This is a genomic window from Streptomyces sp. 3330 (genome assembly GCF_031456635.1).
Taxonomy (GTDB): Bacteria; Actinomycetota; Actinomycetes; order Streptomycetales; family Streptomycetaceae; genus Streptomyces.
In genome coordinates this window covers 382,281-406,143 of sequence record NZ_JAVDVA010000003.1, presented here as the reverse complement: position 1 = coordinate 406,143, position 23,863 = coordinate 382,281, and the positions used below count along the sequence as shown (strand labels likewise).

22 protein-coding genes are annotated in these 23,863 nt (G+C 73.3%); 9 read left to right on the top strand and 13 right to left on the bottom strand.

From position 1 onward, the window contains the following. Positions 1-140: 140 nt before the first annotated feature. From J2X68_RS07730 to rsmI, 7 genes are all read right to left on the bottom strand, one after another. Positions 141-1,469, bottom strand: coding sequence for a HEAT repeat domain-containing protein (locus J2X68_RS07730; RefSeq protein ID WP_310431685.1), 1,329 nt, complete (start codon positions 1,467-1,469; stop codon positions 141-143). An 80-nt stretch (positions 1,470-1,549) separates the two neighbouring features. Beyond that, positions 1,550-2,455, bottom strand: coding sequence for a 4-(cytidine 5'-diphospho)-2-C-methyl-D-erythritol kinase (locus J2X68_RS07725; protein WP_310431684.1), 906 nt, complete (start codon positions 2,453-2,455; stop codon positions 1,550-1,552). Beyond that, positions 2,452-3,378 (bottom strand): 16S rRNA (adenine(1518)-N(6)/adenine(1519)-N(6))-dimethyltransferase RsmA, encoded by a 927-nt coding sequence (gene rsmA, locus J2X68_RS07720; protein WP_310431683.1) that lies wholly within the window; start codon positions 3,376-3,378, stop codon positions 2,452-2,454. The genes J2X68_RS07725 and rsmA overlap by 4 nt, the downstream gene beginning before the upstream one ends. A 33-nt stretch (positions 3,379-3,411) precedes the next feature. Continuing rightward, complete coding sequence (locus tag J2X68_RS07715) at positions 3,412-5,094, bottom strand: ubiquitin-like domain-containing protein (RefSeq protein WP_310431682.1); 1,683 nt, start codon at positions 5,092-5,094, stop codon at positions 3,412-3,414. A gap of 114 nt (positions 5,095-5,208) precedes the next feature. Next, positions 5,209-6,117 (bottom strand): TatD family hydrolase, encoded by a 909-nt coding sequence (locus J2X68_RS07710; RefSeq protein WP_310431681.1) that lies wholly within the window; start codon positions 6,115-6,117, stop codon positions 5,209-5,211. Positions 6,118-6,173: 56 nt separating this feature from the next. Further along, a complete protein-coding gene (locus J2X68_RS07705) occupies positions 6,174-6,605 on the bottom strand; it encodes a hypothetical protein (protein WP_310431680.1) in 432 nt (143 codons plus the stop codon). 290 nt (positions 6,606-6,895) lie between these two features. Next, positions 6,896-7,756 carry a 16S rRNA (cytidine(1402)-2'-O)-methyltransferase gene (gene rsmI, locus J2X68_RS07700; protein ID WP_310431679.1) on the bottom strand — a complete coding sequence of 287 codons (861 nt, stop codon included), beginning with the start codon at positions 7,754-7,756 and terminating at the stop codon, positions 6,896-6,898. 62 nt (positions 7,757-7,818) lie between these two features. Here rsmI and J2X68_RS07695 point away from each other — a divergent pair, with 62 nt between their 5' ends. From J2X68_RS07695 to J2X68_RS07685, 3 genes are all read left to right on the top strand, one after another. After that, on the top strand, positions 7,819-9,570 hold the full coding sequence (locus tag J2X68_RS07695; RefSeq protein ID WP_310431678.1) for a phospholipid carrier-dependent glycosyltransferase: 1,752 nt from the start codon (positions 7,819-7,821) through the stop codon (positions 9,568-9,570). 118 nt (positions 9,571-9,688) lie between these two features. After that, entirely contained in the window at positions 9,689-11,326 is a 1,638-nt protein-coding gene (locus J2X68_RS07690) for a penicillin-binding transpeptidase domain-containing protein (RefSeq protein WP_310431677.1), read from the top strand. Positions 11,327-11,471: 145 nt separating this feature from the next. Next, on the top strand, positions 11,472-13,151 hold the full coding sequence (locus J2X68_RS07685) for a penicillin-binding transpeptidase domain-containing protein (protein WP_310431676.1): 1,680 nt from the start codon (positions 11,472-11,474) through the stop codon (positions 13,149-13,151). Between the two features lie 17 nt (positions 13,152-13,168). Here J2X68_RS07685 and J2X68_RS07680 read toward each other — a convergent pair whose 3' ends face one another. Then, positions 13,169-13,525 carry an SsgA family sporulation/cell division regulator gene (locus tag J2X68_RS07680; RefSeq protein ID WP_310431675.1) on the bottom strand — a complete coding sequence of 119 codons (357 nt, stop codon included), beginning with the start codon at positions 13,523-13,525 and terminating at the stop codon, positions 13,169-13,171. A gap of 218 nt (positions 13,526-13,743) precedes the next feature. On the opposite strand from J2X68_RS07680, the gene J2X68_RS07675 reads away from it, so the two are divergent. The 6 genes from J2X68_RS07675 (at position 13,744) to J2X68_RS07650 (ending at position 18,650) form a co-directional block, all read left to right on the top strand. After that, entirely contained in the window at positions 13,744-14,799 is a 1,056-nt protein-coding gene (locus tag J2X68_RS07675; RefSeq protein ID WP_310431674.1) for an energy-coupling factor ABC transporter permease, read from the top strand. Positions 14,800-14,803: 4 nt separating this feature from the next. After that, positions 14,804-15,565: a cobalt ECF transporter T component CbiQ gene (gene cbiQ / locus J2X68_RS07670; RefSeq protein WP_310431673.1), complete on the top strand. Its 762-nt coding sequence runs from the start codon at positions 14,804-14,806 to the stop codon at positions 15,563-15,565. Continuing rightward, positions 15,553-16,341 (top strand): energy-coupling factor ABC transporter ATP-binding protein, encoded by a 789-nt coding sequence (locus tag J2X68_RS07665; protein ID WP_399039469.1) that lies wholly within the window; start codon positions 15,553-15,555, stop codon positions 16,339-16,341. The genes cbiQ and J2X68_RS07665 overlap by 13 nt, the downstream gene beginning before the upstream one ends. Further along, positions 16,338-16,805, top strand: coding sequence for a MarR family transcriptional regulator (locus J2X68_RS07660; protein WP_310431672.1), 468 nt, complete (start codon positions 16,338-16,340; stop codon positions 16,803-16,805). The genes J2X68_RS07665 and J2X68_RS07660 overlap by 4 nt, the downstream gene beginning before the upstream one ends. A gap of 125 nt (positions 16,806-16,930) precedes the next feature. Then, the gene (locus J2X68_RS07655) at positions 16,931-17,395 is read left to right on the top strand and encodes an organic hydroperoxide resistance protein (protein ID WP_310431671.1); all 465 of its coding nucleotides are present in this window, start codon (positions 16,931-16,933) and stop codon (positions 17,393-17,395) included. A gap of 76 nt (positions 17,396-17,471) precedes the next feature. Continuing rightward, positions 17,472-18,650: a serine hydrolase domain-containing protein gene (locus tag J2X68_RS07650; protein ID WP_310431670.1), complete on the top strand. Its 1,179-nt coding sequence runs from the start codon at positions 17,472-17,474 to the stop codon at positions 18,648-18,650. Positions 18,651-18,653: 3 nt separating this feature from the next. Here J2X68_RS07650 and J2X68_RS07645 read toward each other — a convergent pair whose 3' ends face one another. The 5 genes from J2X68_RS07645 to J2X68_RS07625 all read right to left on the bottom strand — a co-directional run bounded on the left by J2X68_RS07645 (position 18,654) and on the right by J2X68_RS07625 (position 23,761). Next, positions 18,654-18,935, bottom strand: coding sequence for a DUF1876 domain-containing protein (locus tag J2X68_RS07645; protein WP_310431669.1), 282 nt, complete (start codon positions 18,933-18,935; stop codon positions 18,654-18,656). A 256-nt stretch (positions 18,936-19,191) separates the two neighbouring features. Continuing rightward, positions 19,192-20,037, bottom strand: coding sequence for a DMT family transporter (locus J2X68_RS07640; RefSeq protein ID WP_310431668.1), 846 nt, complete (start codon positions 20,035-20,037; stop codon positions 19,192-19,194). After that, complete coding sequence (locus tag J2X68_RS07635; protein ID WP_310431667.1) at positions 20,034-20,525, bottom strand: YbaK/EbsC family protein; 492 nt, start codon at positions 20,523-20,525, stop codon at positions 20,034-20,036. The genes J2X68_RS07640 and J2X68_RS07635 overlap by 4 nt, the downstream gene beginning before the upstream one ends. Positions 20,526-20,737: 212 nt before the next feature. Beyond that, positions 20,738-22,999 carry an MMPL family transporter gene (locus tag J2X68_RS07630; protein WP_310431666.1) on the bottom strand — a complete coding sequence of 754 codons (2,262 nt, stop codon included), beginning with the start codon at positions 22,997-22,999 and terminating at the stop codon, positions 20,738-20,740. 156 nt (positions 23,000-23,155) lie between these two features. Next, positions 23,156-23,761: a TetR/AcrR family transcriptional regulator gene (locus J2X68_RS07625; RefSeq protein ID WP_310431665.1), complete on the bottom strand. Its 606-nt coding sequence runs from the start codon at positions 23,759-23,761 to the stop codon at positions 23,156-23,158. Positions 23,762-23,863 lie beyond the last annotated feature (102 nt).

The window sequence follows — 23,863 nt, the reverse complement described above, 5'->3', positions numbered from 1 at the left end:
GGGGCGGACACCACCCCGCGCACGCCGGGTCGGGCGGGGCGGGCGGGGCGGGGGTCTCTCGGGCGGGGCGGGGTGGGGCGGAGCGGGATCGGGCGCGTTCGGGCGGGGCGGGATCGGGCAGGTTCGGGCGGGCGGGATCGTCACTCCGGTCCGGGCTGATCCCGCTCGCGGGCTTCCGGGTGGCGTTCCTCGTAGCGCCACATCGCCCGCACGAGGCCGCCGTCCGCCCAGCCGTCGACGTCCAGGGGCCGCAGCCCCCGCTCGGCGGCCACACAGCGCGGATCGTCGCGCTGCGCGAGCCCGTACGCCGCGTGCACCCGGGTGTCCCGCAGCTCGTCGCCGAGCAGTCCGGCGAGCACGTCGGTGACGCCGGGCGCCTCCGCGGGGCAGTGCGCCAGCCAGCGGGCCGCCCGCTCGCGCACCCGGGGGTCGGGGTCGCGCGCCAGCGTGTACAGGACGTCGAGCTTCTCGCGCCGCACGCGCGCACGCGCGGGTTCCGGGCGCAGGGTGCCGGGCACCTCCAGGCGTACCCGCGGGTCGGGGTGCCCGGCGTACGACAGACCGACGGGCTCGATGATCTCCCCGTTGCCGTCGGCGTCGCCCTCCTCGCCCAGCCCGGCCAGCACCAGGGCGAGCACCTCGGGGTCCGGCTCCTCCAGGGCCCAGGGCAGGAACACCTCGGGCGCGGGCTCGTCGACCACGGAGCCCGGCCGCGAGGACAGCCCGCCGAACCCGATGACGAGGCACCGCAGCACGTCCGCTGCGAAGAGCCGGCACAGCCGGTCGGGATGCCCGCTCAGCGCCCGGGCGGCGCTCCAGGTCTCCTCGTCCCGCCGGGTGGCGAGGAGGACGACGGAGTCGGACCAGACGCCGTGGTCCCGGTCCGGGCGGGCGAGGGCCCGCGCGAGCAGCTCGTCGAACGGCGTGCGGATCCCGAAGCGCTCCTCCAGCACGGTGAGGACGCCCAGGTGGCCGTCCCACACGGTCTGCCCGCCGAGCGAGTACCGCTCGTGCCGCGTGCTCCAGGTCTCGACCCGCACCGTGCCGCGCTCGACCGGCCCGGCGGCTCCGGTCCTGCGCCGCAGTTCGGTCCCGAGGTCCGCCCCGGCCCAGTACCGCGCGCGTGCCAGCAGGTCGGCCCGCGCGCCGGCGTCGAGGCGGACCACCTCGGGAAGCAGCCGGTCGGCCATCCAGGAGCAGCCGCCGTCCACCGCCCGGGTCAGCGCGCTGTCGCCGCCGGGCAGCCCGGGATCCCCTCCCGGCGCCTCGCCCACCGGCCGCAACGCGTCGGCGCCGGCCCTGATCAGCTCCTCGGCGACCGGTTCGTCGTAGGCCGCGACGGCCACGCAGAGCAGGGGGACGCCGTCGGCCGGGTCGCGGGCGTCCGGATCCTCCCCGCCGTCCAGCAGCGCGTGCACGGTCTCCGCGTCACCCCGCCGAACGGCCGCGACCAGTTCCGCCGACCCCATACGCCCGCCTCCCCACGCCGGTTTCCCGATGCGGCCGGCCGGGCGAGCCCGGAGGGCGCGGGTTGCCCGGACCAGCCGTACTACCGCCGGTCCCCGATCACCGTCGCGCCCGGCGCCGGTCCCGCGGCCACCCGCACGCTCCGGCAGGTGCCCGACGTGCGCAGCGCCTCGGCGGTCTTCGCCGCGGCGGCGGTGTCGCGGGCGAGGAAGGCGGTGGTCGGGCCGGAGCCGGAGACGAGCGTGGCGAGGGCGCCGGCCGCGTGGCCCGCGGCGAGGGTGTCGGCCAGTTCCGGGAACAGCGACAGCGCGGCGGGCTGGAGGTCGTTGGTCACGGTCGCCGCGAGGGCGTCGGGGTCGCCGTCGGCCAGGGCGTCGAGGAGGGGCCGCGAGGCCACCGGCTCGGGGATGTCCCGGCCCTGCGCCAGCCGGTCGAACTCCCGGAACACCGCCGGTGTCGACAGCCCGCGTTCGGCCATCGCGAACACCCAGTGGAACGTGCCGCCGACCTCCAGGGCCGTCAGTTTCTCGCCGCGCCCGGTGCCGAGGGCCGCCCCGCCGACCAGGCTGAACGGCACATCGCTGCCCAACTCCGCGCAGATCTCGAGGAGTTCGTCACGGGTGGCGCCGGTGCCCCACAGCGCGTCGCAGGCCAGCAGCGCGCCCGCGCCGTCCGCGCTGCCGCCCGCCATGCCCCCGGCGACGGGGATGTCCTTGGCGATGTGCAGGTGCACGTCGGGCGTGCGGCCGTACCGCTCGGCCAGCGCGATCGCGGCCCGCGCCGCCAGGTTCGTCCGGTCCAGCGGCACCTGGCCGGCGTCCGGGCCCTCGCAGGTGACGCGCAGGCCGTCGGCCGGGGTCGCCGTGACCTCGTCGTACAGGCCGACGGCGAGGAAGACGTTCGCCAGGTCGTGGAAGCCGTCCGCGCGGGCGGCGCCCACCGCGAGCTGCACGTTGACCTTGGCGGGCACCCGCACGGTGACGCTCACTCGGAGTCCTTCCGCCGGGAGGTGCCGAGGGACGCGCGGGACGCGGCGGGAGCCTCCCGGTCGGGCGCGGCCTCGGCGATGCGGGCGAACTCCTCGACCGTGAGGGCCTCTCCGCGCGCCTGCGGCGAGACGCCGGCCGCCACGAGGGCCTCCTCGGCCAGGGCCGCGGAGCCCGCCCATCCGGCGAGCGCGGCCCGCAGGGTCTTGCGGCGCTGGGCGAACGCCGCGTCGACGACGGCGAACACCTCGCGCCGCGACGCCGTGGTCCTGATCGGCTCGGTCCGCCGCACCAGCGAGACCAGCCCGCTGTCCACGTTCGGCGCGGGCCAGAAGACCTTGCGCCCGATGGCGCCGGCCCGCTTGACCTCGGCGTACCAGTTGGCCTTGACCGACGGCACGCCGTACACCTTCGAGCCGGGCCCGGCGGCGAGCCGGTCGGCGACCTCCGACTGGACCATGACGAGGGTGCGTTCGATGGTCGGGAAGGTCTCCAGCATGTGCAGCAGCACCGGCACGGCCACGTTGTACGGCAGGTTCGCGACGAGCGCGGTCGGGGCGGGGCCGGGCAGTTCGGTCACCTGCATCGCGTCGGAGTGCACCAGCGCGAAGCGCTCGGCGCGCTCCGGCATGCGGGCCGCGATCGTCGCGGGCAGCGCGCCGGCCAGGACGTCGTCGATCTCGACGGCCGTGACCCGGTCGGCGGTCTCCAGGAGCGCCAGGGTGAGCGAGCCGAGCCCGGGGCCGACCTCGACGACCACGTCGTCGGGCCGGACCTCCGCGGTGCGGACGATACGGCGGACCGTGTTCGCGTCGATCACGAAGTTCTGGCCGCGCTGCTTGGTGGGACGCACGCCGAGGACAGCCGCCAGCTCACGGATGTCGGCGGGGCCCAGGAGGGCGTCGGGGGCGGGGCTGGTACTCACGGGACAAGGGTACGGGCCGCGCCGCCGCGCTCCTCACCCGTGCAGCCGCGTCCCGCAGTGCGGCCAGGGACTCGACCCGCGTCGCACGTACAGCTTCTTCGCGCGGAGCGTCTGTTCGGCCGCCGGGGCGTCCTGGGGCCGCCCGCTGCCGCCGAGGCTCTGCCAGGTGCGGGTGTCGAACTGGTACAGCCCGCCGTACGTGCCCGAGGGATCGACCGCGTTCGGCCGGCCGCCCGACTCGCAGACCGCGAGGCCCCGCCAGTCGAGGCCGTCGGCGCCCCGCACGGACGCCGGCAGCGGCTTCGTCCCGACCTTCACCACCTGGTCGCGCGGTGCGCGGACGATCTCGTCACGGATCCGCCGCGGTGTCTGGCGCACGCCGTTCACGGTGCGCAGCGCGTACGTGATCCGGCGCAGGCCGGGCCGTCCGGCCCGCTCCACCACCTCCGTGCCCTTGAACAGCGAGGGGTCGTCGGTGCGGCGCACGCCGAACGGGATCGCCTCCTCGCGCACCTCCTTGGCGCCGGTGATCCGCAGCACGGTGACCGTCTGCCCGTCGCGCGGGAAGCTGCCGGGCGCGACGGAGGTGGTGTCCTGGCCGCGCAGGGTGATCCCGGCGGCCGCCACCGCCTCGCGCACGGTCGCCGCGTTGGTGCGGACGGTGCGGGCCCGGCCGTCGGCCATGATGGTGACCGAGCGCTCGGTGCGCACGTCCAGCGCCAGCCCCGCACGTCCGATCGGCTGGGTGTGCGGGACGGACATGTAGGCGCCCTCGGCGCGCACCCCGAGCTGCCGGAGCGCCTCCCGCACGGTGTGCGCCGTCGTCCACACCTCGTGCCGGTGCCCGTCCAGGGTGAGCCGGACGGGCCGCCCGTACTGCACCGCGATCTCGTCGCCGCTGGCGACGGGGGTGCCCGGGGCGGGCGCCACCACGTCGTGCGCGCCCACCCGCACGCCTTCCTCCGCCAGGAGTTCGGTCACGTCGTCGGCGAAGGTGTGCAGCGTGCGCGGCTTGCCGTCGACGGTCAGCTCGACCGCCTTGTCCTCGGCGACGAACGCGGTGGTGCCGCCGGCCAGGAAGGCGACGACGAGCGCCTGCGGGACCAGGCGGCGGATCGTGGACTCCGGCCGCTCGGCGGAGCGCGACCGGCGCCGGCGCGCGGCCCGCCCCGCCTCCCGCGCCGCGTCCTGCCGCGGCGGCGGCAGGTGGGGCAGCACCGGACCGGACAGCCGGACCGTCTCGGCGTACGGCGCGGCACCGGAGAGCCGGACCGTCTCGGCGTACGGCGCGGCACCGGAGAGCCGGACCGTCTCGGCGTACGGCGCGGCACCGGAGAGCTGGACCGTCTCGGCGTACGGCGCGCCGCCGGAGAGCTGGACCGTCTCGGCGTACGGCGCGGCACCGGAGAGCTGGACCGTCTCGGCGTACGGCGCGCCGCCGGCGGGCCCCGGCGGCGCGACGGACCCCGGCGGCTCGGCGGACCCGGCCCGCTCGGCGAACCGGAGCGGCTCGGGGAGCCGGAGGGTCTCCGGAGGCGGGGGCGGCGCTTCGTACGTCTCGTAGGTCTCGTACGTCTCGTACGCGGGCCGGTACGTGTCGTCGTACGTCCCGGGCGCCGCGTACACGCCGTACGCGATCGTCTCGGCGTCGTGCAGGTCGACGTACGACCCGCCACCGCCGTACGGCTCGTACTCGAAGTACTGCGAGTTGCTCACGCCGACACTCCAGGGGAGGGGTCCGGATCGGGCCCCCAGAACCTAGCGGAGCGACGGTCACTCTCCAAAGTGGCGCGGCTACCGAGAGTTGTGTTCGACGGGTGGCGGACGCCCTCAGTAGGCGAACGCGCGTGCGGTGTTGGCGGCGAGGGCGGTGGCCAGGGTGTCCTCGTCGATGCCCCGCACGGCGGCCATGGCGCGCACCGTGACCGGGATCAGATACGGGGCGTTGGGCCGTCCGCGGTAGGGCGCCGGGGTCAGGAAGGGGGCGTCGGTCTCCACCAGGAGCAGCTCCAGCGGGGCCACGGCGACGGCGTCCCGGAGCTGCTGCGCGTTCTTGAAGGTGACGTTGCCCGCGAAGGACATGAAGTAGCCGGCGCGGGCGCAGATCCCGGCCATCTCGGCGTCGCCGGAGTAGCAGTGGAAGACGGTGCGCTCGGGGGCGCCCTCCTCCTTCAGGACGCGCAGGACGTCGGCGTGGGCGTCGCGGTCGTGGATGACCAGCGCCTTGCCGTGCCGCTTGGCCATCTCGATGTGGGCGCGGAAGGAGCGCTCCTGGGCCTCCTTGCCCTCGGGGCCGGTGCGGAAGTAGTCGAGTCCGGTCTCGCCGACGCCCTTGACGTGCGCGAGCGCGGCCAGACGGTCGATCTCGGCGAGCGCCTCGTCGAGGGCGTGCGCCCCGCCCGGCGTCCGCGCGCCCTGGCGGGACCAGCCTCCCCCAGCCTCAGGGGGCTGGGAGGTGCCCCCAGGGTCGCCGTGCACGATGCGCGGCGCCTCGTTCGGATGCAGCGCGACCGCGGCGTGGACGCCCGCATGGGCCGCCGCCGTCTCGGCCGCCCACCGGGAGCCCCGCACGTCGCAGCCGACCTGGACGACCGTCGTCACGCCGACCGACGCGGCCTTCGCGAGGGCCTCCTCCACCGTGCCCGACTGCATGTCGAGGTGGGTGTGGGAGTCGGCGACCGGCACCCCGAGGGGGGCCGGAAGCGGCGGCGCGGCGTTCTTGTCGGCGTTCGAAGGCATGCCCCGATCCTACGGAAGGGGCATGCCCTCCTCGGCCGGCAATCGGCCCGCCCCGGTCAGCTCGCCTTGCGGAACGGGTGGAGAAGGTCGGACAGGTGCCAATGGTGGTGGTGCGGCGCCTCGGACCGCGCCTCGGCGGGCGCGTCGGCGGGATCCTCGGCCGCCGGCGCCGTCGCCCCGGCCGGTCCGGCCGCGGGCGCCTTGTACGGACGGGCCGCGCTGAGCACCGACGAGACCTGCCCCGCCCGCATGATGCGCACGACGTGCCCGTCGCAGTTCTGGCACACGGGACGGCTCAGCGGCGACGGCACAACCCGCCCGTCCGCCACGTAGAGGACGAACTCGTGACCGTCGGCGTCGGTGTGGTGCTCTATCTCGAAGGCCTGCTCCCAGCCGTGCCCGCAGCGCATGCAGGCGAAGGAGTACGACTCGTTGACGACGGCGCTCGCGCCGCCGCGGAGGCCGGTCTGCCCTGTGAACTCACTCATGACCGCTCCTGTGGTCCGCTGGTGGAACCGCTCAAGTCCCGTCATCCAGTGGACGCCTCGCCCGGAGCGAATGCACCCGACCTGTGCACTGTTGAAGCCGATTTGGGCGTCCCTTGCCCCAACGCCCGCCGCCCTTTGCCCGCACATGGGGCGCACGCTCAGACGACATGCGCCCTGCTCAGAGGGGGTGTGAGCCCCTTCACACCACCCCGGCACCACCCGTCACGGCCGACACCGGCGGCCACGGCGCCGGCCCGCGGGCGACCGTCGCGGCCACCCGCGGGCGACCGTCACAGGTCCCCGGCGTTCTTCGCCGCCACCACCGCGTCGAACACCTCGCGCTTGGGCAGCCCGGCCTCGGCCGCCACCGCCGCGATGGCCTCCTTGCGGCGCTCGCCGGCCTCCTCGCGCACCCGCACCCGCCGCACCAGTTCCGTCGCGTCGAGCTCCTCGGGTCCGCGCTCGGGCGCCCCCGTGACGACGACGGTGATCTCGCCCCGCACGCCCTCGGCCGCCCACCGCGCCAACTCGCCGAGCGGGCCGCGCCTGACCTCTTCGTACGTCTTGGTCAGCTCCCGGCACACGGCGGCCCGCCGGTCCGCGCCGAACACCTCGGCCATCGCGGCGAGGGTGTCGTCGAGCCGGTGCGGGGCCTCGAAGTAGACGAGGGTCCTGCGTTCCTCGGCGACCTCGCGCAGCCGGGACAGCCGCTCCCCCGCCTTCCTCGGCAGGAACCCCTCGAAGCAGAACCGGTCGACGGGCAGCCCGGACAGGGCCAGCGCGGTGAGCACCGCGGACGGACCCGGCACGGCGGTGACGCGGATGTCCTGCTCGACGGCCGCGGCGACCAGCCGGTACCCGGGGTCGGAGACCGACGGCATCCCGGCGTCGGTCACGAGGAGCACCCGCGCGCCGCCCGCCAGATCCGCGACCAGCTCGGGAGTGCGGGCGGACTCGTTGCCCTCGAAGTAGGACACGACACGCCCCTTGGGCGTCACCCCCAGGGCCTGGGTCAGCCGCCGCAGCCGGCGCGTGTCCTCGGCGGCGATCACGTCGGCGCCGGTCAGCTCCTCGGCGAGACGAGGCGGAGCGTCGGAGACGTCACCGATGGGAGTACCGGCGAGAACGAGGATTCCGGGCGTAGCTGTCACGTTTCCATCCTCGCAGGGCCGGTGCACGGGACTCACACAGACCTGTTCCCTACGATGGCGCGGTGACCAGTACCGCGTCCTCCATGGACTCCACGGACTACCGGCAGGGCCGGACGCCGCCCGACCAGCGGCCGTCGTGGCAGCAACGGCTGCGCCGTTTCGGATACACCGCGGAGCCGTCCGCCGACGTCCGGGAGCGGCTGGTGCCGCCGTTCGCGCAGCCCGGCCCCCGGTTGTGGCAGGCGCTCGGCCTGCCGCCCCTGTGGACGGACCGGATCGCGCGCTGGTCGTCCTGGGGCGGTCCGCTGCTGGTGACGCTGCTGGCCGGCGTGCTCCGGTTCTGGCACCTGGGCAGCCCCAAGGCGGTGATATTCGACGAGACGTACTACGCCAAGGACGCGTGGGCGGTCGTCCACCGCGGCTTCGAGGTCAACTGGGACAAGAACGCCAACGACGTCATCCTCTCCTCCGGCGGGCACGTCACGATCCCGACGGACGCGGCGTACGTCGTGCATCCGCCGGTCGGCAAGTACGTGATCGGGCTGGGCGAGCTGATCTTCGGGTTCGACCCGTTCGGCTGGCGGTTCATGACGGCGGTGCTCGGCACGCTCAGCGTCCTGCTGCTGTGCCGGATCGGCCGCCGGATCTTCCGCTCGACCTTCCTGGGCTGCCTGGCGGGCGCGCTGATGGCGGTCGACGGGCTCGCCTTCGTGATGAGCCGCACCTCGCTGCTCGACGGCGTGCTGATGTTCTTCGTGCTGGCGGCGTTCGGCTGCCTGGTCGTGGACCGGGACAAGGCGCGCGAGAGGCTCGCCGCCGCGCTCCCGGCGGACGCGGACGGCCGTCGCCGTCCCGACCCGCACATCGCGGAGACCACCCGCCTCGGCCTGCGCCCCTGGCGCTGGGGCGCCGGCCTGATGCTGGGCCTGGCCATCGGCACGAAGTGGAACGGCCTGTACATCCTGGTGGCGTTCTGCCTGCTGGCGGTGTTGTGGGACGTCGGCTCGCGCAAGGTGGCGGGCGCCCGCCACCCGTACCTGGCGGTGCTGAAGCGCGACACGGGCCTCGCGTTCCTGGCCACGGTCCCGGTGGCGCTGGTCACCTACGTGGTGTCGTGGACGGGCTGGATCCTGTCCGCCACCGACGGCAAGGGCGGCTACTACCGCAACTGGGCGGCCACCGACGGCAAGGGCGGCGACTGGACCTGGCTGTTCCCCGACTGGTGGCGCAGCCTGTGGCACTACGAGCACGAGGTCTACGAGTTCCACACCCACCTCACCTCGCCGCACACGTACCAGTCGAACCCGTGGAGCTGGCTCGTCCTCGGCCGCCCGGTCTCGTACTTCTACGAGTCGCCCGCGCCGGGCCAGGACGGCTGCCCGACCGACGCGGGCGAGAAGTGCGCCCGCGAGGTCCTCGCGATCGGCACTCCGCTGCTGTGGTGGGCGGCCTGCTTCGCGATCCTCTACGTCCTGTGGCGCTGGCTCTTCCGCCGCGACTGGCGGGCCGGCGCGATCGTCTGCGGCATCGCGGCCGGCTATCTGCCCTGGTTCCTGTACCAGGAGCGCACGATCTTCCTCTTCTACGCCGTCGTCTTCCTGCCGTTCCTGTGCCTGGCGGTGGCGATGATGATCGGCGCGCTCGTCGGTCCGCCGGGCTCCGGCGACACCCGCCGGGTGGCGGGCGCCACCGGCGCGGGCGTCCTCGTCCTGCTGATCGCCTGGAACTTCATCTATTTCTGGCCCCTGTACACCGGGCAGGCGATCCCGATCGACGACTGGCGTTCACGTATGTGGCTGGATACCTGGGTCTAACGATTGCGAAAACACACGCCCCACCCGTCCCCCTTTCCGTTTACTGTGAGCCCGAGGGATCTTCTGAACGCGTTCAGAAATGCCCGCGAGGGCTACGGGGACAACGGGGAGGGCGTGCATGCGCAAGGGGGCCAAGGCAGCGGTGGTCGGCTCTGTCTTCGCGGTGATGGTGGGCGGGGCCGGGTACGGGGCCTTCAACATCGTGAACGCACTGAGCGGGGGCGGGAGCGGGGCCGACGGGTCGGGGGGCGGTGAGCCGGCGGTCGTGAAGAGCGGGCCGCCCAGCGGGTCCGAGGTGAAGGAGACGAGCACCAGGTTCTTCGCGGCGTGGGAGAAGGGGCAGGCCGTGGTGGCCGCGGGTCTCACCAACAACGCGGCCAAGGCCGAGCCCCTGCTGACCTCGTACGCCGGGTCGGCGCACATCACCGGCGTGAAGATCACCCCGGGCGCCGCGGCGGGCGACAGCGTGCCCTTCACGGTCAGCGCGACGGTGTCCTACGAGGGGAAGTCCAAGCCGCTCGCCTACCAGAGCGAGCTGACGGTCGTACGGGGCGTCACCACCGGCAAGGCGCTGGTCGACTGGCAGCCGTCGGTCGTCCACCCCGGGCTGAAGTCCATGGACGACACCCTGGTCACCGGCGCGTCGGCGGCGCCGTCGATCGAGGCCGTGGACCGGGACGGCAAGGTGCTCACGAAGGAGAAGTACCCCTCCCTGGGGCCGATCCTGGACCAGCTGCGCGCCAAGTACGGGGACAAGGCGGGCGGGACGGCCGGCGTCGAGCTGGCGATCAGACACGCCACCCCGGACACCGCCGACACCCCGCTGCTGACCCTCGCCGAGGGCAAGGCGGGCAAGGTGCCCACCACCCTCAGCGCCGGCGTGCAGGCGGCCGCGGAGCGGGCGGTGCAGAAGTACAACCAGTCGTCCGTGGTGGCCGTCAAGCCGAGCACCGGCGAGGTCCTGGCGGTCGCCAACAACCGGACGGACGGCTGGAACGCCGCGTTCCTGGGTGAGGTCGCGCCCGGCTCCACCATGAAGATCGTCAGCGCGGCCACCCTCATCGACAACGGCCTGACCACCGCGAACGGCCCCGCGCCCTGTCCGGACTCGGCCGTCTCCGAGAGCCAGACCTTCCACAACATCACCGACATGAAGCCGAACGAGGACGCGACCCTCGCCGAGAGCTTCGCCCGCTCCTGCAACACGGCGTTCGTGAAGTTCGCGGACGAGGTGAAGGTCGACTCGCTGACGAACGAGGCCCGGGACCGCTTCGGGATCGGCCTCGACTGGCAGACCGGCATCCCGTCCTTCGACGGCTCAGTCCCGGCCGCGGGCGGCCCGGACACGGCGGCCGCCCTCATCGGCCAGGGGCAGGTCCAGATGAACCCGCTGAACATGGCCTCGGTCACGGCGACCGCGATGACGGGCGCCTTCCGGCAGCCGGTGATCGTGCCGCTCGGCCTCGACGGCCGGGAACCCGCACGCGCGCGTGGACTGTCGTCGGGCACCGTGCAGCAACTGCGCTCCATGATGAACCGCACCGCGACCAGCGGCACCGCGGCCGAGGTGATGGCCGGGCTGAGCGGCCGGATCGGCGCGAAGACCGGTTCCGCCGAGGTCGACGGGCAGAACAGGTCCGACAGCTGGTTCACGGGGTACCGCAACGATGTCGCGGCCGCCGCGATGACCCAGGACGGCGGTCACGGCGTCGACGCGTCCGGCCCGATCGTCGCGGACGTGCTGCGGGCCGGCTGAACCGGCGCCACGGTGGTGGCTGACGTCACACGTGACGTCACCTCACAGGACGGGACTCTAGGGTAGGAGCCGTCGTTGGGGTCAGTGAGGGCAACGAGGGCAGCGGGGCTGGGGGGAAGCCCCTGGGGATCCGGAGGATCTGGCAGTGGGCAAGAGAAGGCGCGTAGAAGAGCGGCACAAGAAGCGGGGCCCCGCCGTCGCCGGCGGCATGATCGCCGTCGTGGCCTGCGGGGCGGGCATCGGCGTGTACGCGCTGTACGGGGGCGGCGCGGCGGCGGACGAGGGCTCGGCCGCGGCGGCCAACGGCAACCAGGTGCCGCGGGTCAGGGCCGACGCGCCGTCGGCGACCGAGGCGAAGTCCACGGCCGCCCGGTTCCTGAAGGCCTGGCAGCAGGGCAAGGTGTCCGGGGCGGCCGCCGCCACGGACGACTCCGCCGCCGCCACCGCCCTCCTGACCGGCTACACCAAGGACGCCCACATCACGGACGTCACCCTCACCGCGGGCAAGGCCGACGGCTCCAAGGTGCCGTTCTCCGTGAAGGGCACCGTGAAGTACAAGGGCGTCAGCAAGCCGCTCACGTACGCCAGCGCCCTCACCGTCGTGCGCAACCCCCGCAACGGCAAGGCGCAGGTCGACTGGCACGCGTCCGTCGTCCACCCGGACCTGCAGGACGGCGACACGCTCGTCACCGGCGAGTCCGGCACCCCGCCGGTCAAGGCCGTCGACAGCGAGGGCGGTGAGCTCACCGTCGCCGCGTACCCCTCCCTGGAGCCGGTCCTGGACGGGCTGCGGGAGAAGTACGGCAAGAAGGCGGGCGGCAAGGCGGGCGTGGAGCTCCAGGTCGTCCGCGGCAAGGCGTCGAAGGCGAAGAATGCCTCCGACAAGACACTGCTGGAGCTCAGCAAGGGCACTCCGGGCACCGTGAGGACCACGCTGAGCCCGACCCTGCAGGCGGCCGCCGAGCAGCAGGTGGCGAAGACCGCGCGCTCGTCGGTCGTCGTGATGCGCCCCTCCACGGGCGAGATCCTCGCGGTGGCGAACGCCGGTCACAGCTTCAACACCGCCTTCAACGGCTCGCTCGCGCCCGGCTCCACCATGAAGGTCATCACCTCGTCGCTCCTCATCGAGAAGGACCTGGCGTCGGCGGACAAGGTGCACCCCTGCCCGAAGACGTTCACCTACGGCGGCTGGAAGTTCCACAACGACGACGACTTCCAGATCACCGGCGGCACCTTCAAGGCGAGCTTCGCGCGCTCCTGCAACACCGCCTTCATCAGCCAGGCGCCCGAGCTGGACGACGACAGCCTGACCAAGCAGGCGCAGCAGGTCTTCGGCCTGTCGATGAACAACTGGGCGATCGGCGTGCCGTCCTTCGACGGCTCGGTGCCGGTGCAGTCGGCGGCCCAGATGGCGGCGTCGCTGATCGGTCAGGGCGGGGTGCGGATGAACCCGCTGAACATGGCCTCGGTCGCCTCGACCGTCAAGGCGGGCACCTTCCACCAGCCGTACCTGGTCGCCCCGTCCGTGGACGACCGCACGCTGGCGAAGGCCTCGCGCACCATGTCGGCGGCCACGCTGTCGCAGCTGCGGGAGCTGATGAACTACACGGCGGCGGCCGGCACCGCCGCCGAGGCGATGTCCGGCCTGGGCCCCGACTACGGCGCCAAGACGGGTTCGGCCGAGGTCGACAACCAGAAGAAGCCCAACGGCTGGTTCACCGCCTACCGCGGCGACCTGGCGGCCGCGGGCGTCGTCCAGGCGGGCGGCCACGGCGGCGACACCGCCGGACCGATCGTGGCGTCGCTGCTGCGGCTGGGCGACTGAGCCGGCGGCCGCGGCGGCTAGTGCGTGACGGGCTGCTGCGCCGTCGCCATGTAGGTGCGGCGCAGGAACCGCAGCAGCGTCTTGGACTCGAACTGGACGACCGAGACGCCGTGCGGGGAGTGGAACTCGACGACGGCCTGGACGCGTCCGCAGGGCCACACCCGTACCTCGCCGGTGCCGGTCGGGGCCCGCAGTCCTTGTTCGAGGAGGCTGCGGGAGAACGTCCACTCGCGCCGGTCGGGCATCGCGACGCGGACCGACCGGGGATCCTCGGGGTCGTAGCGCAGGACGACGGGTACGCCCCGCCGTTCGTCCTCGATGGAGTCGGCGTCGGTGACGATGTGGGCTCGCGCGTACTGTTCGACTACAGACATCGGCCGACCCTCTCACGCAGCGTGACCTGTGCGGAAGCTGTGCGTCCGCTCCCCTTCCAATGTCGCATATTTTGCGGATTGCGCTCCTCCGCGCAGGCGTATCTCACCTGTGCGATACACGGGTCCGGCGGCGATCCCGGGACGACGCTGCCACGTCACCGGAGAGACAAGTTGCTCGCTCTTGCGAACCGTTCGCATTAAGCCACTATCATCGTCGGGTGCACGTACCCGACGGATTCATCAACGCCCCGACCTCCGCCGTGACCGGAGTCGTCGCCGCCGGCGCCATCGCCGTGAGCCTGCGCGGCGCCCGCCGCGAGCTCGACGACCGGACCGCGCCGCTGGCCGGTCTGGTGGCGGCGTTCATCTTCGCCGTGCAGATGCTGAACTTCCCCGTCGCGGCGGGGACCAGCGGCCACCTGCTCGGCGGCGCGCTCGCCGCGATACTCGTGGGCCCCTACACCGGGGTCCTGTGCGTGTCCGTGGTCCTGCTGATGCAGGGCATCCTCTTCGCGGACGGCGGCCTGACCGCGCTCGGCGTGAACATCACCGACATGGCGATCGTGACGACCGTCGTGTCGTACGCCGTCTTCCGCGGGCTGGTGAAGGTGCTGCCCCGCGGCCGCCGGTCCGTCACGGTCGCTTCCTTCGTCGCCGCCGTGCTGTCGGTGCCCGCCGCCGCCGTCGCCTTCACGCTCGTCTACTGGATCGGCGGCACCACCGACGTGTCGATCGGCAAGGTGGCGACCGCGATGATCGGCGTGCATGTGCTGATCGGCATCGGCGAGGCCGTGATCACCGCGCTGACCGTGGGCGCCGTCGTCGCCGTACGGCCGGATCTCGTCCACGGCGCGCGCGACCTGCGGCAGAAGCTCCGGCTGCGCGTGCACGGCGAGCTCGTCGACGTCCCCGCGGCCGAGGAGGCCGCGCCCGTGGCGGCGCGCGCCTCGCGGCGCACGCTGTGGGTGACGGGCCTGGTCACCTCCCTCGTCCTGGCCGGCTTCGTCAGCTTCTACGCCTCCGCGAACCCCGACGGCCTGGAGAAGGTCGCCGCCGACAAGGGCATCGACAAGAAGGCCGAGGAGCACGCGTCCGCCGACTCCCCGCTCGCCGACTACGGCGTCAAGGACGTCTCGAACGCCCGTCTGTCCGGCGGCCTCGCGGGCGTCATCGGCGTCGGCGCGACCGTCGTGGCGGGCAGCGCGGTCTTCTGGGCGGTGCGCAGGCGCCGCACGGGCGCCGACGTGTCGCCGACGGCCGTAGAGAACGTCTGACGTCATGGGCGCGGGACACACGCACCGGCTCTACCGGCACGGACACTCGCCCGTGCACGGCCTGCCGCCGCACACCAAGCTCGCCGCCGTCTTCGCCTTCGTGGTGGTCGTGGTGTCGACGCCCCGGGAGGCGATGTGGGCGTTCGGCCTGTACGCGGTCCTGCTGGCCGTCGTCGCGCGCCACGCGCGCGTGCCCGCCGGTTTCCTGCTCAAACGGCTGCTGATCGAGGTGCCGTTCGTCGCGTTCGCGGTGCTGATGCCGTTCGTCGCGGAGGGCGAGCGGGTGGACGTCCTCGGCCTGTCGCTCAGCGTCAACGGCCTGTGGGGCGCCTGGAACGTCCTCGCGAAGGGCACCCTGGGCGTGGCCGCCTCCGTGCTGCTGGCGTCCACCACCGAGCTGCGTGAACTGCTCCTCGGCCTCCAGCGGCTGCGGCTGCCCCCGCTGCTCGTGCAGATCGCCTCCTTCATGATCCGCTACGGCGACGTCATCACGGACGAGATGCGGCGCATGCGGATCGCCCGGGAGTCGCGCGGGTTCGAGGCGCGGGGCGTGCGGCACTGGGGCGTGCTCGCGAAGTCGGCGGGCGCGCTGTTCATCCGCTCCTACGAGCGCGGCGAACGCGTGCATCTGGCCATGATCAGCCGGGGGTACGCCGGTGCGATGCCGGTGATCGACGAGGTGACCGCGTCCCGGGCGCAGTGGTCGTACGCGCTGGCCCTCCCGTTCGCCGCCCTCTTCGTCTGCGTGTTGGGATGGTCCCTGTGACTGACGCTGTGACGCCTTCCGTGACGCCCCCGCCCTCCCTGGAGGTGGCCGGTCTGGCCTTCGCCTACCCCGACGGCCACCAGGCCCTGTTCGGCGTGGACTTCTCCGTCGCGCGCGGCGAGCGGGTCGCGCTGCTCGGCCCCAACGGCGCAGGCAAGACGACCCTCGTGCTGCACCTCAACGGCATCCTGACCGGCGGCGCGGGCACCGTGACGGTGGCCGGACTGCCCGTCGGCAAGCAGCACATGGCCGAGATCCGCCGCAAGGTCGGCATCGTCTTCCAGGACCCCGACGACCAGTTGTTCATGCCGACGGTCCGGGAGGACGTGGCGTTCGGACCGGCGGCGGCCGGGCTGAAGGGGGCCGCCCTGGAGGCGCGGGTCGACCGCGCCCTCGAACAGGTCGGCATGGCGGAGTTCAAGAACCGCCCCCCGCACCACCTGTCCTTCGGCCAGCGGCGCCGGGTGGCCGTCGCGACGGTGCTCGCGATGGAGCCGGAGATCCTCGTCCTGGACGAGCCGTCCTCCAACCTCGACCCGGCCTCGCGGCGCGAACTGGCCGACATCCTCCGGTCGTTGGACGTCACCGCGCTCATGGTCACGCACGACCTGCCGTACGCCCTGGAGCTGTGCCCGCGGGCCCTGATCCTGAGCGAGGGCGTGATCGCCGCGGACGGCCGGACCGGCGATCTGCTCGCCGACGACACCCTCATGCGCGCCCATCGCCTGGAGTTGCCCTTCGGGTTCGACCCGCGCTCCGCCACAATGGGCGCGTGACGAACGAGGCACCCCCCGCCGACGGCACGCTGCTCCTCGACGAGCAGCTGTGCTTCGCGCTGTACGCGGCCCAGCGGGCGGTGACGGCCGCGTACCGGCCGCTCCTGGACGAACTGGGGCTCACGTATCCCCAGTACCTCGTGCTGCTGGTCCTGTGGGAGCGCGGTGAGACGACCGTCAAGGAACTGGCGTCGGCCCTGCGCCTCGACTACGGCACGATGTCGCCGCTGCTGAAACGGCTGGAGGCGGCGGGGCTGGTGCGACGGGAGCGCTCGGCGCGGGACGAGCGCTCGGTGCTCGTCGCGTGCACCGGGCGCGGCGAGGAGCTGAAGGGGCGCGCGGAGCGGGTGCCCGCCACCCTGCTCGCGACGACGGGACTGGAAACGGCGCAGGTCACGCGGTTGCGCGAGGAGCTGTGGGAGCTCGCGGAACGGGCCCGGGGCGCGGCGGACCGCAGCCGCTGAAGCGCGCCCCCGCCGGCCCCCTCGCACGTTACCCACGGTTACCACCCCCTGGTGGGCGATCCCCTCCGTACCGGCCGGTACCTTGTGCGCAATGTAATTGGGCAAGCTCCGGGGGAGGTCCCGCCGTGACCGAAGGCAGCGCCGTCGACACCGTCGCCACCGTCGACACCCGTCCGACGAAGATCACATACGTCGCCGAGGCGACCGCGCACGGCGGCCGCGACGGGTACGTGACCAGCCAGGACGGCCAGATCCAGCTGAAGGTGGCGATGCCGCCCGAGCTGGGCGGCGACGGCAACGGCACCAACCCCGAGCAGCTCTTCGCGGCTGGCTACAGCTCCTGCTTCCACAACGCGCTGATCCTCGTCGGCAACCGCGCGGGCTTCGACCTCACCGGCTCCACGGTGGCGGCGAAGGTCGGGATCGGACCGAACCGGACCAAGGGCTACGGGCTCGCCGTCGCGCTGAGCGTCTCGCTCCCCGTCCTCGACCCGGAAGTCGCCGGACAGCTGGTGGACGCCGCGCACCAGGTGTGCCCGTACTCGAACGCCACCCGCGGCAACATCGATGTAACGATCCTTCTCGGCTAGCGGAACGAAGGAATCCCAGGCTCGACCGGGGCGTTCCCCCGGGAGTCGAAGGTGATCTCCGAGAGGGCGTGCGGGCGTGGACGTGAACGGTGCGGTGGCCGAGGGCTTCGAGCCGGTCCGGGAGGCGTTCGCACGGAACTTCGAGGTGCTCGGGGAGCGGGGCGCGGCCGTGGCCGTCTACCGGGACGGGCGCAAGATCGTCGACCTCTGGGGCGGCACACGGGACGTGGACGGCGGGGACGGCGCAGCCCCCTGGGAGCAGGGCACCGCGCAGATCGTGCGCTCGGCGACCAAGGGCGTCGCGGCCACCGCGCTCCTGCTGCTGCACCAGCGCGGGGAGCTGGACCTGGACGCGCCCGTGGGGACCTACTGGCCGCAGTACAAGGCGGCGGGCAAGGAGCGCACGCTCGTGCGGCACCTGCTCGCGCACCGGGCGGGCGTGCCCGTGCTGGACCGGCCGCTGACGCCCGCCGAGGCCGCCGACCCCGACCTCGGCGCCGCGGCCGTGGCGGCCCAGGCGCCGGCCTGGGAACCCGGGACGGACCACGGCTACCACGCGCAGACGTACAGCTGGCTGACCGGCGAGCTGGTGCGGCGGATCACCGGCCGGACCATCGGCGCGTGGATCGCCGACGAGATCGCCGGCCCGGTGGGGGCCGACCTGTGGCTCGGGCTGCCGGAGGCGCAGCGCGCGCGAGTGGGGCGCGTGGGGCAGGTGGACGCGCCCGCGCCGAGCGGAGCGCTGAAGACCCGGCCCAAGCCGGCCGTCAGCGCCGCCTACGCCGATCCCGCCTCCCTCACCCGCCGCGCCTTCGCCGCGATCACCCCGCTGCCCGACGAGAACGACCCCGCCTACCGGGCCGCGGCGCTCCCCGCCTCCAACGGCATCGCCACCGCCGACGGCCTGGCCCGCTTCTACGCGTCGCTGATCGGTGAGGTGACGGGCGGGGTGCGGCTGCTGCGCCCCGAGACGGTGGAACGGGCGCGCGGCGAGCAGTCGTCGGGCCCCGACCGGGTGCTCGTCGTGCACACCCGGTTCGGCCTCGGCCCCATGCTGCACGGTGCCGCGTCGCCGCTGCTGTCCCCCACCGCCTTCGGCCACCCGGGCCGCGGCGGCGCGCTCGGCCTCGCCGACCCCGAGTCCGGGATCGCCTTCGGCTACGTCACCAACGGTTTCCGGACGAGCGTGACGGCGGACCCGCGCGCGCAGGCGCTGCTGCGGGCGCTGCGGACGGCCCTGGCGGGCGGGGTCTGACGCTCACACGTTGATCGAGTGCGACCTGTGTCCCGAGTCCTCGTCGATCTCCACATGGGCCTTGGTCAGCAGCTTCATGGCGATCTCGTTGAGGGCGCGGGCGCCGGCGATCTCCTCGCCGACCCGCGGCTGGTCGACGTCCACGTTGTGCCGGGTGGCGTGTCCGTGCGCCTTGATCTCGGTCCCGTCGGGCAGGCGGACCAGCCCGACCGCGCGCGTGTGCCGGCCGTCCTCCTCGAACTCCAGCTCCACGTGCCATCCGACAGCGGTGTGCGTAGTGGTCATGAGGTCACCTCCGGAAGTCCTTCTTCCAGGGTGCTCCCGAGAGCGGACGCACGCACCCAGTCGGCTCGGGGCGGCAGCGGTGGTGCGTCCGCACGGAGCTGCCGGACTCCTCCTCGAGGACGAGGCGCACCTCCCTCGCGTCCGTGGGTTCGCGCCGCTCGGCGGTGCCGCCCGGGTGGGTCTCGGTGCGCGGCGGGCCGTCGAGAGGAGGAGGTCCACCCCGGTCGGCCGGGCACCGCCGCGCGGGGCAGCGGGATCAGCCGGTGTGCAGCATCAGGCCGATCCCGACGACGAGGAGCCCGGCGGCGACGAGCCGGGGCGCGCCGAACCGCTCCTTGAAGAAGAGCGCGCCGATGGCCGCTCCGACGATGATCGACGATTCCCGCAGCGCGGCGATCGGCGCCAGTTCGGCGCGGGTCTGCGCCCACAGGACGAGGGCGTAGGCGACGACGGACAGCGCGGAGCCGAGGAGGCCCAGGGCGGCGTAGGGGCGGAGCACCGCGAGGGTCCGCCCGCGCCAGCGGTGCACGGCGTAGGCCGGGATGACGACTCCCTGCACGGCCATCAGCCAGGCGATGTACCCCAGGGAGGACCCGGAGGCGCGCACGCCGAGCCCGTCGACGACGGTGTAGACGGCGATGGTCAGCCCGGTCGCCAGCGCGGCGCCGATCGCCGCCCAGTTCGGCCGCCGACCGCGCAGCCCCCACAGGGCGACGCCGGTCAGCCCCGCGCAGGACAGCGCGACCCCGGCGGCCGCCCAGCCGTCCGGCACCTCGTGCGCGAAGACGGCGGCGAGGACGGTGACGACGAGCGGCGCGGAGCCGCGCGCGATGGGGTAGGCCTGCCCGAAGTCGCCGAGCCGGAACGACCGCATCAGCAGCACGTAGTAGGCGATGTGGACGAGAGCGGAGGACAGCAGGTACGGCCAGGCGCGGGCCGCCGGGAACGCGGTGAAGGGGACGAGGGCGAGCCCGATGAGCATCCCCCCGCCGGCGATCAGCGTGAACCCGACGAGCTTGTCGGTGATCCGGTGGGCGATGGCGTTCCAGCTGGCGTGGGTGATCGCGGCGAACAGGACGGCCGCGGTGACCAGCGGGGTCACGCGGTGCGCTCGCGCACGTCCACGACGGTCGCGGCGGCGTGCTCGACGAGGTCCAGGGGCGCCATGGGGAAGACCGCGTGCGGGTTCCCGGCGGCGGCCCACACGACGTCGTGCGCGAGCAGGTTCCGGTCGGCCAGCACCCGGGTCCGCGTCCGGTGCCCGAAGGGCGGCACACCCCCGATCGCGTACCCGGTGGTCTCCCGTACGACGTCGGCGGCGGCCCGGGTCACCTTCGCTGCGCCGAGCTCCCCGCGCACCAGCTCCACGTCGACGCGCGAGGCGCCGTCCAGCAGGACCAGCACCGGCACCCCGTCCGCGGCGAAGATCAGCGACTTGCAGATCTGGCTCAGCTCGCAGCCGATGGCGGCGGCGGCCTCGGCGGCGGTGCGGGTCGCGTCGGGGAACCGGCGGACCCGGGTGTGCAGCTGGTCGAGGCCCAGGGCGTGCAGCGCCTCGGCGAACAGGGGATGCGCGGCGGTCGTCGTCATGCACGGCACGCTAGCGGTCGGTGTACGGGGCACGCGAGCGGGTTGTGCCCGGCGGCCGCCGTCGCGCACGTCCCGGCCGGCGGCCCGCGCGTCGTCGGGGACGGCACCGCCCCGCGCACCCGCTCGTGCGGGAGGGCGGCGGAAAAAAGGCCGGTGAGGGCGCCCCGTCCCCACGGAGCCCTCACCGGCGGTCCTACGGGTGGACCGGTGCGTCAGGCGCGCACCAGTTCCCGGTCCTCGTCGCCGTCACGGGACGAGGCGGCGTCGGCCTGCGCCTTCAGGCCCTCGCCCTCGACGTCCACGTTGGGCAGGGCGCGGTCCAGCCACTTCGGCAGCCACCACGCCTTCTTGCCGAGCAGGGCCAGCACCGCCGGCACGATCGCCATGCGCACGATGAACGCGTCGAAGAAGACGGCGATCGCGAGGCCGAAGCCGATCATCTTGATCATCGACTCGGTGGAGCTGATGAAGCCGCCGAAGACGGCCATCATGATGATCGCGGCGGCGGCCACCACCTTGGCGCTGTGCCGGAAGCCGGTGACGATCGCCTGGCCCGGGCTCTCGCCGTGGACGTACGCCTCCCGCATCCGGGTCACGAGGAACACCTCGTAGTCCATCGCGAGGCCGAAGACCACGCCCACCATGAAGATCGGCATCATCGACATGATCGGGCCGGTCTCCTCGACGCCGATCAGGCCGCCGAGCCAGCCCCACTGGAAGACCGCGACGACGGCGCCGAGCGCGGCGAGCACGCTGAGCAGGAAGCCGAGGGCCGCCTTCAGCGGGACCAGGATGGAGCGGAAGACCACGATCAGCAGCAGGAAGGCCAGGCCGACGACCAGGCCCAGGTACGGGATCAGCGCGTCGTTGAGCTTCTGCGAGAAGTCGATGTTCATCGCGGTGGTGCCGGTGACCAGCACCTGCGCGCCGGTGTCGGCCCTGACGTCGGCGCCCTGGCCGCGGATGGCGTGCACCAGGTCCTCGGTCCGGGTCGAGGACGGCTTGGAGCCGGGGATCACGGTGATCGTGGCGGTGTCGCCGGCCTTGTTGAACAGGGCGGGGGTGACCGTCACGACGTCCGCGAGGTCCTTGATCCCGTCGGTCACCGTGGTGGCCGCCGCCTTGGGGTCGTCGCTGTCCTTGGCGTCGACCACGATCATCAGGGGGCCGTTGAAGCCGGGGCCGAAGCCCTCCGACAGCAGGTCGTACGCCCGGCGCTGCGTCGTGGACGTCGGCTGCGAGCCGTCGTCGGGCAGGCCCAGCTCCAGCTGGGTGGCGGGGACGGCGATCGTGCCGAGCCCGACCACGCCGAGCAGCAGCACGGCGGCCGGACGGCGGATGACGAAGCTCGCCCAGCGGACGCCGGGACCGGGCCGGGCCTGCCTGCCCCGGCCGTCACTCCCCTCACCGGTCCCGCCGCGTGTCTCACCGGACTTCGCGCCGGTCGACCGGCGCTTCTCGCCCGCGGCCTTGATCCTCTTGCCGGCGTAGCCGAGCAGCGCCGGGATCATGGTCAGCGCGATGAGGACGGCCACCACGACCGTGCCCGCCGCCGCGAGACCCATCTTCGTCAGCATCGGCACGTTGACGACCGCGAGGCCCGCCAGGGCGATCACGACCGTGAGCCCGGCGAAGACGACCGCGGACCCGGCGGTGCCGGTGGCGCGGCCGACCGCCTCCTCGCGGTCGCGGCCCTCGGCCAGCTCGCTGCGGTAGCGGGAGACGATGAACAGCGCGTAGTCGATGCCGACCGCGAGCCCGATCATCAGCGCGAGGGTGGAGGTGGTGTCGCCGAGGTCGAGCGCCTTGGCCAAGGCGGTGATGGTGGAGACGCCGATGCCGACGCCGATGATCGCGGTCAGCAGCGGCAGTCCGGCGGCGACCAGCGAACCCAGGGTGATCACGAGGACGACCGCGGCGATCGCGAGACCGACGACCTCGCCGACCGCGCCGGGTTCGGCCCCGGCCTGGAGGGCGTCACCGCCGACGTCGACGGTCAGTCCGGTCGCCCGGGCCTCGTCCCCGGCCTTCTCCAGGGCGTCCCTGGTCGAGTCCGCGAGCTCCATGCCGGGGACGTCGTACTTGACCGACGTGTAGGCGACCGTGCCGTCCTTGCTCACGGCGGCGGTGGTGAACGGGTCGGTGACGGAGACGACCTCGGAGCCGTCGCTCAGCTCCTTGACGGTCTTCTCGACGGTCGCCCTGTTGGCGGCGTCCGTCATCTTCTGGCCCTCGGGCGCCTTGAAGACGATGCGCCCGGTCCCGCCGTCGGCGCTGGCTCCGGGGAAACGCTGTTCCAGCAGGTCGAAGGCCTTCTGGGCCTCGACTCCCGGGATGGAGAAGGAGGTCGTGCCGGCGGCGGGCGCGGAGGCCGCGCCGACACCGGCCAGGGTCAGCAGGGCCACCCATATCAGGGCGACGAAGTGGCGTCGCCGAAAGGCGAACCGGCCGAGTTTGTAGAGGAACGTGGCCACGGAGGCGTACTCCCGGTCAGGTCGTGTGAGTGGACGCCCGGCCGGGAATCCGGCACGGGCCCCAAGGGCAGGGTTGACCAACCCGGCGGGGAGAGCAGGGGTGATCGGCCCGACGACGTGAGCGGTGACGTCAGGATGGGCGGACCGCGGGGACGGTCAGGTGGTGGGGGTGACGCCGAGGGCAGGGAGGACCACGGCGTCGATGTACGAGAGGAGGAACGCCTGCGTCGGCGGTTGCTCGTCGAGCATGGTGCGGGCGGCGAACGCGCCGATCATCATGTGCGGCACGTAGTCGAGCGCGGCGTTGTCCGCACGGACCTCGCCCCGGTCGATCGCCCGCCGCAGCACGTTGCGGAACTCCGCCATCTCCGGCTCGACGAGGTGTTCCTTGAACGCCTTCAGAAGGTCCGGACTGCCGTGGATGGCCATGGCGAGTCCGCGCATCAGCGCGGAGTTCTGCTCCATCTCGCAGTCGTCCGAACGCATCGTGAGGGCGTGCAGGTCACCCCTGAGCGATCCGGTGTCGACACCGCCGGCGGAGGCGCCCGGCTTGTCGTGCCGCACCGCCTTCGCCACCAGCTCGGCCTTGCCGCCCCACTGGCGGTAGAGCGTCGCCTTGCTGGATCGCGTGCGGGTGGCGACGGCGTCCATGGTGAGGGCGTCGTAGCCGACCTCGCGGAGCAGGTCGAGCACGGCCCGGTACAGCTCGGCCTCGCGCTCGGGCGTGATGCGACTGCGACGCGCCGTTGCGATCTCAGTCATGTCACTCACCTTCCGGCCCCGTCCTCGACGACTCGTCCCGTACACCATGAAGATACCCTGAGAGACAGCGAAACGAAACCGTTTCGTACGTGTGCTGGCTCA